Annotated in this window: 11 protein-coding genes; 3 read left to right on the top strand and 8 right to left on the bottom strand. The window is 59.5% G+C overall.

Annotated features, from left to right (window positions below; translation table 11 throughout):
- Positions 1-178 precede the first annotated feature (178 nt).
- From terL to J5Y06_RS06940, 7 genes are all read right to left on the bottom strand, one after another.
- Positions 179-1,555 (bottom strand): phage terminase large subunit, encoded by a 1,377-nt coding sequence (terL, locus tag J5Y06_RS06970; protein WP_245247593.1) that lies wholly within the window; start codon positions 1,553-1,555, stop codon positions 179-181.
- Positions 1,556-1,610: 55 nt separating this feature from the next.
- Positions 1,611-2,054 carry a DUF5681 domain-containing protein gene (locus J5Y06_RS06965; RefSeq protein ID WP_209334287.1) on the bottom strand — a complete coding sequence of 148 codons (444 nt, stop codon included), beginning with the start codon at positions 2,052-2,054 and terminating at the stop codon, positions 1,611-1,613.
- On the bottom strand, positions 2,054-3,412 hold the full coding sequence (locus J5Y06_RS06960) for a site-specific DNA-methyltransferase (protein WP_209334286.1): 1,359 nt from the start codon (positions 3,410-3,412) through the stop codon (positions 2,054-2,056). The genes J5Y06_RS06965 and J5Y06_RS06960 overlap by 1 nt, the downstream gene beginning before the upstream one ends.
- A gap of 421 nt (positions 3,413-3,833) precedes the next feature.
- On the bottom strand, positions 3,834-4,565 hold the full coding sequence (locus J5Y06_RS06955; protein WP_209334285.1) for an SDR family oxidoreductase: 732 nt from the start codon (positions 4,563-4,565) through the stop codon (positions 3,834-3,836).
- Between the two features lie 3 nt (positions 4,566-4,568).
- A complete protein-coding gene (locus J5Y06_RS06950) occupies positions 4,569-5,435 on the bottom strand; it encodes an ABC transporter permease (RefSeq protein ID WP_209334432.1) in 867 nt (288 codons plus the stop codon).
- Between the two features lie 37 nt (positions 5,436-5,472).
- Positions 5,473-6,420 carry an ABC transporter permease gene (locus J5Y06_RS06945; protein WP_209334284.1) on the bottom strand — a complete coding sequence of 316 codons (948 nt, stop codon included), beginning with the start codon at positions 6,418-6,420 and terminating at the stop codon, positions 5,473-5,475.
- A gap of 101 nt (positions 6,421-6,521) precedes the next feature.
- Positions 6,522-8,093, bottom strand: coding sequence for an ABC transporter substrate-binding protein (locus J5Y06_RS06940; RefSeq protein ID WP_245247591.1), 1,572 nt, complete (start codon positions 8,091-8,093; stop codon positions 6,522-6,524).
- 222 nt (positions 8,094-8,315) lie between these two features.
- Between J5Y06_RS06940 and J5Y06_RS06935 the strand changes: the two genes are divergently transcribed.
- From J5Y06_RS06935 to J5Y06_RS06925, 3 genes are read left to right on the top strand one after another with little or no spacing between them, the layout of a single operon-like run.
- Complete coding sequence (locus J5Y06_RS06935) at positions 8,316-8,966, top strand: GntR family transcriptional regulator (protein WP_342453374.1); 651 nt, start codon at positions 8,316-8,318, stop codon at positions 8,964-8,966.
- A gap of 48 nt (positions 8,967-9,014) precedes the next feature.
- The gene (locus J5Y06_RS06930) at positions 9,015-10,052 is read left to right on the top strand and encodes an ABC transporter ATP-binding protein (protein ID WP_209334282.1); all 1,038 of its coding nucleotides are present in this window, start codon (positions 9,015-9,017) and stop codon (positions 10,050-10,052) included.
- Positions 10,049-11,038, top strand: coding sequence for an ABC transporter ATP-binding protein (locus J5Y06_RS06925; RefSeq protein WP_209334281.1), 990 nt, complete (start codon positions 10,049-10,051; stop codon positions 11,036-11,038). Before J5Y06_RS06930 ends, J5Y06_RS06925 begins: the two co-directional genes overlap by 4 nt.
- A 16-nt stretch (positions 11,039-11,054) precedes the next feature.
- Here the strand turns inward: J5Y06_RS06925 and J5Y06_RS06920 are convergent, their stop codons facing one another.
- A complete protein-coding gene (locus tag J5Y06_RS06920; protein WP_209334280.1) occupies positions 11,055-12,230 on the bottom strand; it encodes a mandelate racemase/muconate lactonizing enzyme family protein in 1,176 nt (391 codons plus the stop codon).
- Positions 12,231-12,235 lie beyond the last annotated feature (5 nt).

Below are 12,235 nucleotides of genomic sequence, written 5' to 3'. Positions count from 1 at the left end.
TTCCCGCCTGGTGCTCCTTCAGCACACCGATGATCTGGTCTTCCGTGAACCGGCTTCTCTTCATCTCCGTCTCCTGTCGACGGAGTCCAGTTCAAACCGAAGGCATCCACGGGGGCAACGTCAGCTCCTATCTCTGATTGCGTGATTGAATCGACTGCAGCAGCAAATTTGCGGGACATCAGAAGTAGCCTCTTATGGAAACGGCTACTCCTCCCTTTCCTCTTACAGCGTGCGTGAGCGCCTGACTTATGGAGTCGACCTGATCGTCGTGGCGTCCACCAGGAAAAGCAAACAGCTCCGCTTCCAACTCCGCAAGCCATGGCTTCCAGTCTGGAAAGCACACATCTCCACGTTCGAATATAGCTGTGACAACGGCCGCGCGGGCTTCCTTGCTTTGTGACGCCTGTACGGGTTCAGTTCGAACGCGGGCGGCCTTTAATTCGGTGATCAGAGCGGTCCCGATGTTCGTATCCTCAACCAGGACAACGTACGGGTTAAATCGATGGGCCAAAGATTTGGCCTCACTGATCAACGCCGGGTACTCAACCTTGTCCCGCCAAACGTCCAGCAGGTAGTAGCAGCCGTTGATGATCTGCCAAGTTGTGCAAACCGACCAATCATTCTGAGGACCCGTTTTCGCAGCTGTGTCCCAACTCTGAATGATGCGGCCTTCATTTTGTGCGGGGGCGTGATGATACCGCCGGATCCATGACCGCTTGAACATATTTCCGCCAGGGGGCACTGGTTCCTGCAGATACTGCGCTGCGAACTGATCGCTGCCGATTTCCCTTCTAATCGCGTCCAAGACGTCACGCGGTTCGCGTTCTGGATGCAAGACGTCACCATGCTTCACGTTGTGCACTCGATCTCTCCCGATGGGAATCGCAGCGTCACGCGGAGCGATGGCGGGCAAATTTAGAAGAGTCCAGCTATCACCATCGTTCTCTAAGACATGACCCGCCAGATCGTTGCTATGGAGGCGTTGACTAACTATCACGATGGCAGCGGTCCGCTTATCATTCTGGCGTGACAGAAGCGTGGATCCGAACCACTCGTTGGTCCGTGTGCGCGAGCTTTCTGAAGACGCGTCAGACGGCTTCAGGGGATCATCGATGATGATGATGTCCCCGCCGCGTCCCGTCAGTGTCCCCCCAACAGAGGTCGCCAATCGGCTACCGCGGGCGGTGAGATGCGTTTCAGCTTCAGAATCTTTTCGGCCGACCATCGTTCTTGGAAACACTGACCGATACCAAGACGAAGTTAGCAGAGAACGATAATCGTTGTGGAGTTTTGCAGCCAGGTCTTGGGCATAGCTCACGCACACGATTTCACAGCTGGGATCATGCCCGTGAATGAACGCAGGAAACGCGACTGACGCCGAGATCGACTTCAAGCTGCGGGGCGGCATGTTGATGATCAAGCGTCTGTTTTCACCTAACCTGATCCGCTCAAGCTCCCATGCTATCGCCGCGATGTGCCATGAGGGAGCGAAGGTTGTTGTTGGGCTGAGTTCGCGAAACGAGCGTCGGATGAACGAGACGAGATCAGTGCGCAAGAGCCGCCGGATATTCTCCGGCGGCCTTTCGGATGCTTCGCGACGGTTAGAAGGTCTACGCACCATCGCTGGGCTCCACCGGTGAGGCGGGCACCTCCTCGCCGCTTTCATGCCTTTCTTGGCGACGGAGGTAGTCGGCGAGCATTTCCAGATCTTCAGCGGTCAGCATCTCCGCTTCGTCCGAAACCTGGGCGTTCTCGGCACCCGACGCCTGGCGAAAAAGAAAGTCAGCCGCCCTCAAGTCGCCTTTCGCTGCTTTGGCAATCATTGTCTTCAAGATGGCAGTGCGTTTCGACAGGCGACGCTGCACGCCTCCTTCTGTGACGAGCACCTTCTCGCGCAGCAGTTCGTTGATCTCCTCCGCCAACGACTTGCCCGCCTTTCTGCTACCACCTCGGCGTGACTCACCCTTCTTAAAGCGGGTCTCTAGCGGCGGCTTCCCGTAACCTACCGAATAGTGTGACTGCGCGCGATCGGGATTCTTCCGGTGCTTTCCCATCAAGCGGCCTCCCCGCGCTCAGCGGCAAGCTCATCGAAGGTCAGCCCTGTTTCCACGTGAACGGCATCCTTGCCGGTGAAGGTCTGCCAACGCCGGATCGCCACATCAACATAGCCCGGCGAATACTCAACCGCTCGGCAAACACGCCCGGAGCGCTCGCACGCCACGATCGTTGTGCCGGAGCCGGCGAACGTATCAAGGACCAGGTCACCGCGCTTGGTGCAGTCGCGGATCGCGTCGACCACCATCGCGACCGGCTTGACTGTCGGATGAGAGGCAAGCTCGGCCATGCGTTCCTTGCCGAACGTGTTGACGCCGGCATACTGCCAAACGTTGCTCCGGTTGCGGCCATGGCGGCCGAGTTCAATCGTGTTGAGATGCTGCTCGCCGCCAACGCGGAACACCGGGATCATCTCATGAGCGCTGCGGTAGAAGCTGCCCTGCCCGCCGTTTGACTTCTGCCACACCACGATATTGATCAGGCAGCCATAGACCTCACCACCAACAGCAAGAACGTCCTCGACGTGCCTCCAGTCCATGCAGATGTAGTGCAGGGCTCCATTGCGCGACGAAGCGGTGGCGGCCGTCAGAGCTTCCTTCAAGAAGAAGCGAAACTCCGGCGTCGACATTTCCCCTGAAGCCATGGCAAACTCATCATGCTTGATGCTGCCGCGACCAACGATCTCCGCAACACGCACGTTGTAGGGCGGATCCAGGAACGCCATGTCGATCAAATCCGGGCCGCAAACCCGCTCCAGATCCTGCTGCTTGCGCGCATCACCGCACAGCAGGCGGTGGACTCCAAGGCGAAACAGATCGCCAGGTCGTGAAACAGCCACCGGCTCTGGTTCAGCGAAGCTGTCGGCAGGGTCGGCAGCCGCGTTCTCCTGTTCGAAGATCAAACGATCCACTTCGGTGATGGAAAAGCCGCTCGCTTCGATCTCGAAGCTCTCTTCGATCACCAGCTCCTTGAGTTCCATGGCAAGGAGCTCAAGGTTGTAGCCGGCATTATCGGCAATCTTGTTATCAGCGAGCCTCAGCGTCCGCTTCTGTGCGGAGGTCAGATGAACCAGCCGCACGACCGGGACGGTTTCCATGCCAAGCGACACGGCTGCCTCCAGGCGTCCATGGCCGGCGATGATCTCGTCGTTCTCGTCGATCAGGATCGGATTAACAAAGCCTGCCGATCGAATGCTAGCTGTGATCTGCTTGACCTGCGCTTTGCTATGGGTGCGCGCGTTGCGCTCATAGGGCTTCAAGCTTGTGACTGGAATGAGCTCGATCACGAGCTCGAAGTCGGTCCGCAGAGCAGCCGCAATCTTTGCCGAAGCCTTTGTGGGTCCTCTCGGTGGGGTCATCTCGTTTCCTCTAAAAGCGAGGCAAGCGAGAACCCGTGGAAACACGATCTCTCGCCATGCCCCTGATGAAAGCATGTCGAAAGATCGTTCGTTCGTGCGGCTCTAAAGACCGAAGCCTACACAGGCATGTGACGCCCGAAAGATCGTGCCGGAACCACCCGGCTATCTGCTGGTCTTACACTCAGATCCGGCAATCCGTGCTTCGGTAAGCGCCGGTGGATCTAGCGAAAGACTTAGGTGCGTAGGACGCGCTCTTCAAGCGTCAGCAGTTCGGGCAGTTCGCTTTTGAAGCGACTCCCGTGACCAACAGCCGCCGCAAAGCGCCGTCATGAACGACGCTTTCGTAGTCTGGTCCGCCGATACAATTTCGTGCCGACGAGTTAGCCTGCGAGCTTCAGGGACACACGCCAAGTTGCGTCAGCTACATCGACCAGCCACCATCGATCACGTGCACCTGTCCAGTGGTAAACTTCGCGCCGGCGAGGTGAACGGCAAGAGAAGCAATCTCTTCCGGAGTTCCCAGGCGGCCCATCGGCTGACGCGCAACGAACGCTGCACGCGCGGCCTCGTAGTCTCCGGCGGCCTGCATGCGGCCTTGCAGCGACGGGCTGTCGACCGTGCCGGGGCAGATCGCGTTGCACCGGATGCCACTTGCAACGAAATCTGCCGCGACGGACTTCGTGAGGCCGATCACCGCCGCTTTTGTGACGCCGTAAACAAATCGGTTCGGAGCACCCTTCAGGCTGGAAACGACTGATGCCATGTTGATAATGCAGCCGTCCTGCCGCTCGAGCATGGCGGGCAAGGCGGCGCGGATCGTGCGCGCCATCGCTTTGACGTTGAGGGCGACGGCGAAATCAAAGTCGTCGTCCCAGGCGTCGAGCACAGATCCCGAATGCACAACACCAGCGCAATTGAAAAGAAGATCGGGGCTGCCGCTCTCCCGCAGCGCATCTTCTACCGCATGTGGGTCCAGCACATCGAGTTGTCGGGTGCTGATGCCGTGTGCGGAAAGCGAGGCCAGCTTTTCGCCATCGATATCGGTGGCGGTGACCAGGGCCGCTTCGGCGGCAAACGCGAGCGCCGTCGCCCGGCCGATTCCCTGCCCCGCGGCTGTGACAAAGGCCCTTTTTCCTTGCAATGAACCCGTCATGTCTCAGCCCGCATCACGCACCTTGCTTAGTCTAGGATCGATTACGTCGCGCAAGCCGTCCCCCATCAGATTGAGGCCGAGCACCGCGCATGCGATCGCCATTCCCGGGAAAAGGGCAATCCAGCTCGCGTCCTGAAGGTAGTTTCGCCCTTCGGCGATGATGTTGCCCAAGGAAGGTGCCGGCGGCCTTGGTCCGACACCAAGGAAGCTGAGGATCGCTTCGGCAAGGATCGACACGGCAAACACGAAGGTCAGCTGCACGATCAAGGGCGACAACGCGTTGGCCAGAATGTAGCGAAAGATGATGCGCAGGTTGCCTGCCCCGATCGCAACCGCGGCTTCCACATAGGGCAATTCGCGGATCACCAGCACGCTGGCTCGCACCACCCGGGCAGTTCGCGGGGTGAAGGTCACCGTTAGCGCGATAACCGCGTTGAGGATCGAAGGCCCAAGTGCTGCCGAGAGCGCGATCGCCAGCAACACACCGGGGAAAGCCATCAACCCATCCATGATGCGCATCAGGATGTTGTCCAGCCAGCGTACATAGCCAGCCAGTGTGCCCAGCAGCACACCCAGCAAGCCCGTCATGACCACGACCGACAAGCCGATGCCCAGCGATATTCGGGTGCCATGCATCACACGGGAAAGAATGTCTCGGCCAAATCCGTCGGTACCGAACCAGTGCAGCGCCGACGGCGGCGCGAGGAGATTGCGGTAGTCGTTCTTGTTGGGATCGTAGGGAGCGATCAAATCGGCGAGCACCGCAACAAGAACGATGAACAGGAACAGAACCGCACCAATTAGAAAGGAGCGGTGGGAAAGCAGCCGTTTTAGAAACGTATACCGGCTGCGCCAGGCACTGCGCGCCATGGCCCGGCGCAGATCGTTCGTTTCGGCTAAATCGACATCAGCGGCCATGGCGAACCCTCGGATCGAGCCAGCCATAAGCGAGATCAACCAGGATGTTGACGAAGACGAAGATGGCTGCCGTGATCAGGAGCCCGCCCTGGATGATCGGGTAATCGCGTCTTTGAATGGCACCGATGATGAGGCGACCCACGCCTGGCAGCGAGAAAACGGACTCGATCACCACTGCGCCGCCCAGAAGAACACCGGTCATAACGCCTACAACGGTGACCACCGGCACCATCGCGTTGAGCAGGGCGTGCTTTAAGATGACTGTGTAGCCGCGCATGCCCTTGGCACGGGCGGTGCGGATGAAGTCCTGCCCCAGAACGTCGAGCATGCTGGAACGTGTCATGCGGGCAACAACGCCCACCTGGGTAAAAGCAAGCGCTAAGGCCGGCAAGGTCATCGAGACCACCCAGCCGGTGAAGCTTTCAGCGATTGGGACATATCCGCCCGTCGGAAACCAGCCAAGGCCGACCGCGAAAACGGTAATGAAGATCAGCCCGAGCCAGAAATCGGGAACCGAAAGACCTAACAAGGCAACGGACATGGAGCCCTGGTCAACCCAGCTGTTGTGGCGGACAGCGGCCAGTATTCCCAACAGCATGCCGATTGCGACAGCCAGAACGAGCGCAATCCCCGCCAATGAGAGCGTCACGGGTAGACGCTCGAACACCGCCTCCGTAACCGGCCTGTTCAACAGGTAAGACTGTCCAAGATCCCCTTGCAAAAGGTTCGCGTACCAGCGCACCGCCTGTTCGGGCAGCGGTCGGTCTAGCCCCAGCTGCTCCCGGATCAATTGCCGCTGCGCTTCCGTCGAGTCTGCGCCCGCAATTTCAGCCGTGACGTCGCCGGGCACCACGGCAATAAGCAGAAAGCTCACAAGCGAAACGACGAACAGGACCGGAAGCGCGCTGATCAATCGTCCGGCGATAAACCGCGTCAACTCACTTTCCCCTCAAGATTGTCGTAGGCTGCCAAAGGAGCGAGCCTACGCACATCTGCGGCAGCAGGAGGGCGGGGGAGTCTCCTCCCGCCCTGTGGGCATCATTGCCCCTCAAGCCAAACGTCGTACATGCGTGGAAAGCGGAATGGCTTGAAGCCCTGCACGTTGGCACGGCTCGCCTGCATCAGCCCGGTTTCTCCCAGCTTGATGATCCCAACGAACTGGTAAAGCCGTTCTTGGATCTTGGCGAAGACGGCCTTGCGGCCTTCGACGCTGTCCGTGGAGATCAGTTCCTGGTAGAGCTTGTCCAGTTCGGGGTCATTAGCACGGAAGTGCGGCGCAGCCCCGGTCAGGGTCGAAACCAACGCTGCCGGTCCAAGGTAGGGTTCGATGCCCATCATCAGCGTCCAACCGTTCCACCCGGTGTCCTGCAGCCGGATTTTCAAGGCGGTCGGCCAATCGGTCTGATTAATCACGGCATTGATGCCCACCGCCTTCAACTGCTCCGCAATCACCACCGCAGCCTTGCCATGCTCCGGGATGGTGGAGTCGGTCAGGATCGAGAACGGCTCGTTGTTGTAGTTGGCTTCCTTCAAAAGGGCCTTGGCCTTTTCCGGATCCGCAACATTATAGGACTGCGCGCCAACGTCGCCGGCATCATAGGTGGAGCCCTCATACATCCAGCCGTGATAAAGCTGGAAAAGACCCTCCGTGGCGATCGCCATCACCTCTTCGTTATTGAGAGCTGCTTGCACAGCTTCGCGGAACTTGAGATTGTTGCCAGGCGCTTCCTTCATATTAAAGATGAAGGTCAGCACCGCCCAGGGCATGTTCTCGTAGATCTTGATGTCGTCGTTGCTGGAAAGCCGCCGAGCAGTTGGCACAGGGATTTGCTCAAGCAATTGCACCTCGCCGCTTTCCAACGCAGCCACGGCGGCGCCGGGCTCAGGAATTACTCGGAAGGTCACAGTGTCTAGATAGGCGGTCTTTTTGCCGCCGAAACCGTCCATGGATTGGAACGCTTCATTGGCTGAATAGTCTTCGAAGCGCTCGAGCTTCACATGACTGTCAGGCACGTACTCCACGAACTTGAAGGGGCCTGTTCCGATGAACGAAATTTCGTTCGCGGGCTTGGAAGCTTCTTCGGCGGGAATGATGACGGCCGGGGCGCGAGGCGACGCGAAGGCTTCCAGGAAGGTGGGTGCCTTCGACTTGAGCTTAAGCGTGACTTCGTAAGGACCGGTTGCCTCAATCTCCGTCACCGGCTCAAGCATGGTTTGGGTTGCGCCCACCTTCTTGTAGCGGTCAAGGGAGGCCTTAACGTCGGCTGACGTCATCTCCTTGCCGTTGTGAAACTTGACACCCTGACGCAGCTTGAAAGCGTAGCTCAAACCATCCGCGGAGACTTCAACACTTTCGGCCAGAATCGGGGCAGGCTGGATCTTGTCGTCAAACCCATAGAGCGTCTCGTAGATGTTCATCGTGATGTTGCGAGAAGCCTGGGAGGACGTCACCATGGCATCAAGGCTGGGAGGATTGGAGCTCTGCGCAACAGTGATGCTACCGCCTCGCGTTTGCGCGGAGGCATAAGGCGCTCCCAGCGCCACCGATGCGAGCAGCAGCGATGCCCCAATATGTCGAGCGGTTGTGCCAAACTTCCACTTCTTTGCCATTCTGCTTCTCCCTTGTATCGAGTGTCCCGTCGAAAGGCTGACGCCTTTATTCACACCGTCCATAGCGGCGGAATTTTGCAATTTATCGTATGATCGTATACGATCTCAGAACATCACACAAGGCGCCCTCGCCCGAGGATTTTCATGGACGACCGGACTACTCCGAAAGAAGCGTTCGCCAAGTTGGCCCCGCTTGCAAGCAAGACACTGGTTGATCAGGTTGTGGATGCGATCGTGGAGGCCACGGCGACTGGCGCCTTTCTGCCGGGCGACCGCATTGTTGAGGCAGAAGTGGCGCGCGCACTCAACGTCAGCCGCGTCCCGGTAAGAGAAGCGCTACGGATCCTCGAAAGCCAGGGCATCGTAATCAACGCGCGTTATCGCGGCATGCGCCTGATGGACGTGACGGTTGAACGGCTCGAAAAAATCCTGAAAGTGCGAACCGCACTGGAGACGTTGGCTACACGCGAAGTACTGGAAGCAATCAGGCGCGACTCCGCCACGATCAAACCGCTCGAGCAAGTGGTGGCGGAGCTCCACCAAGCAGCCGACCGTGGGGATTCCTACGGCGTCGCCCGGTTGGACACGGAGTTTCACCGAACACTGTGCCGGCTTTCGGGCAACGACGTGCTGCTCCACATGTGGGAGCCATTGTCGCGGCAGCTCACGATTATCTTCGGCTTGTCGACGCTGCAGAAAGACCTCGGATTGATAGTGAAAGAACACGACGAGTTGTTGGAGAAGATCAAGGCAGGCAACGTCGGAGATCTGATCGAAGCGGTGCAGGTGCACATTCTCGATTACAGCCGGGCGCTGGACTATGAGGGGCTAATTGAGCTTCGGCGTCGTAACCGAAAGCGGAAGGCAGGCTGAACGGAGAAGGGCTTGCTTCAATCGTATAATCGTATACGATTTTGATTGATGTCGATTGCCGCCACCTTTTCTTCACCTGCGCCCGCCTCAGATTTCTCGGGGGAGCCGCTGCTCGAAGTGCAAAACCTCCGGGTTTCCTTCGGCAAGCTCCAGGTCGTGGATGGGATCAGCTTCACCCTCCGGCAAGGTGAAGTGTTGGGTATCGTGGGGGAGTCAGGCAGCGGAAAAAGCGTTTCCGCTCTGGCGCTGTTGCGGCTCTTGCCGCCGAATGCCCAGGTCACGGCCGACCGGCTCATGCTGGGGGGAGAAGATCTGCTTTCGGCGAAGGAGAGCCGGTACGAATCGCTTCGCGGCTCTCAGATCGCCATGATCTTCCAGGAGCCCATGACGGCGCTTAATCCGGTTCTTTCGGTTGGGCACCAGATCGTCGAAACCATAAGGCGTCACAACAAGGTTGGAAGAAGAGAAGCGCGCGATCGCGCCGTGGCGGCTCTCCGGCGCGTGGGGATTCCTGCCGCCGAACAGCGCTTCAACGAATATCCGCATCAGATGTCGGGTGGAATGCGCCAGCGGGTCATGATCGCTATGGCCCTCGCCTGCGGTCCGCGGGTGCTCATCGCCGATGAACCCACAACGGCCCTTGATGTCACCATCCAAGCGCAGATCCTGGAACTGCTGCAGGACCTGCAGGACGAATATCAAATGGGCACGATCATGATCACCCATGATCTAGGCGTTGTGTCCTCTTTCGCTGACCGCGTGCTGGTGATGTATGCTGGGCAAGTGGTGGAGGATGCGCCGGCAGCGGAATTGTTTGCACGGCCGGGACATCCTTACACGGAAGGCCTCCTGGCGAGCATTCCCTCGTCCCTGCAAGACGTTGAACGCCTTTACGCGATCCCCGGCTCAGTACCACCGCCCTTCGATCTGCCGTCTGGATGTCGATTTGAGCCTCGCTGCACCTATTCGCGACCGCCGTGCCGCGCCGCGCGGCCTTGGCTGATGCCTTTCCAACCGCATCATGAGGCGGCCTGCATTCGCAACCACGGCTACCACTTCCCTGCTTCCGAGGAGGTGGCACCATGACACCCTTTGAGCAGAGTGACCCACTCCTCAGCGTCCGGGCGCTGGAAAAGCAGTTTGAAGGCAAAGGCGGCATGTTCGGCAAGAAGCGCGCGGTGCGCGCTGTCGACGACATCTCCTTCGATGTCGGGCGGGGCGAAACCGTCGGCCTGGTCGGCGAAAGCGGCTGCGGCAAAACAACGGTGGGACGCCTGGTTCTACACCTGCTCGAGCCAAGTGGCGGCGAGGTCCGGTTCAACGGCCAGAACCTTCAAACGCTCGACGCAGGCGTGCTGCGCTCCATGCGCCAGCACATGCAGATCATCTTCCAGGATCCGCTTGGGGCGCTCAACCCACGCATGAGCGTCGGTGAACTCATCATGGAGCCGCTGGTTATCCACGGCGTCGGCGATGCCGTCGCGCGGCAAAAGCGTCTTTCGCAACTGCTTGGGCAGGTGGGCCTAGCGACCTACCACGCCGCCCGCTTTCCCCATGAGTTCTCGGGCGGGCAGCGTCAGCGCATCTGCATCGCGCGTGCGCTTGCGCTCAACCCCAGCTTCATCGTCTGCGACGAGGCCGCTTCCGCACTCGACGTTTCCATCCAAGCGCAGATCCTCAATCTGCTTCAGGATCTGAAGCATGAACTCGGCCTGACCTACCTGTTCATCAGCCATGATCTGGGCGTCATCCGGCACATCTCCGATCGGGTCGCCGTAATGTATTTGGGCAAGATCGTCGAGATCGGCACCAAGCACGAAATCTTCGACACACCGCAGCACCCCTACACCGTGGCGCTGCTTCGTTCGGCGCCTTCGCGCAACCGCGGAAAGACGCGGTACGCCGCGATCAAAGGCGATCTACCAAACCCTGCAAATCCCCCATCAGGCTGCCGCTTCCACACGCGCTGCCCGATCGCGCAACCCATCTGCAAGCAGCAGGAGCCACCGCTGGCAGAAACAGCAGCAGGCCAGCGGGCGGCGTGCCACTTTCCAGGAACTCTGGCGCCTTAGGCTGATCTGGCGCTGGTTAAAGGACGGGGGTGCGGTAAAGCACCTGCTTGCCAACCGTGATCTCGGTTTCAACCAGATAGGGCCTGATCCGCTCCACGTCGATCGCAACCCCGAGACCGGGTGCCTCCGGCGCGATGATTGTGCCGTTACCGCGTCTCGTGATGTGGTTGGATGTGATCGCAACAGCCAGGTCCTTGGGTGCCGCGGGATATTCGCAGATGCGATGATCTTCCAAGCCTGCAAAGGGCTGCATCGACGCGGACAGCGCGAGGTGCGACGTGAAGGTGTGGTTGACATACGTCACTCCGGCCGCAACCGCCATTTCTGCAACCTTGGTGGCTGGCGCGATGCCGCCGATACGGCCGCAGTCGATCTGAATATAGCCCACCGCGCCGTAATCAATCAGGTGGCGCGCCATGTACACGTTGTGCGCCGCCTCTCCTCCGGCAATGCGCACCCTTTGGCAGCGAGCGGCAAGCTGAGCATGCGCCTCAAGAGCACCGGCATGAAACGGCTCCTCCAGCCAAAGTGCGCGGGCAGCTTCGAGCCCACGCAGGCGTGCCGCCGCCGCCGCCACATCATCACCGAAGACTTGCCCGACATCGACCATGAGGTGAGCGTCGGACCCGAGACCTTCGCGAGCCGCGACGAACTGCTCGTCATCATCGGATGCGGCTGATCTTCCAATCGGCCCCCAGCCGAACTTCGCAGCGTTGAAACCGTCTGCCCGCGCTTTCCTCGCACGCATCAGCGTTTCTTCAGGTGTGTCGCCGAAGAGCAGCGATGCATAAGGGATCTTCGGGTGCGAACGCGACTGGCCCAGCAGGCGCCATACGGGTACGGAATGCTTCTTTCCGAGCAAATCCCAGAGCGCCATCTCGACGCCGGAAAAGGTGTGCGGCGCCTGCAACAAGTCCATGGAATCGTACTCCACCCGAGCAGCAATCCGCGAAATATCGGCGGGAGTGTCGATTGTCTCGCCGAGAACCGATGCCGACACAGGTCGGCACGCGCCATGCGACATGGGGCAAACAAAAGCGGCGATCGACGGCAGCGGAGCAGCCTCGCATTCACCCCAACCTTCCAGCCCACCGGCACGGACGCGCACCAGCAAGGCGTCCTGGGAGCCGTCAACCTCATCGGTCACTTCCGGCATAGAAAGGTAGAAGAGATCAACCGCCTCGATTTGCATAGGTC

This window comes from Tianweitania sediminis (genome assembly GCF_017813335.1).
Lineage (GTDB): Bacteria > Pseudomonadota > Alphaproteobacteria > Rhizobiales > Rhizobiaceae > Tianweitania > Tianweitania sediminis.
Note: the sequence above shows the minus strand (reverse complement) of the source record. Positions and strands in the feature narration are given on the sequence as shown.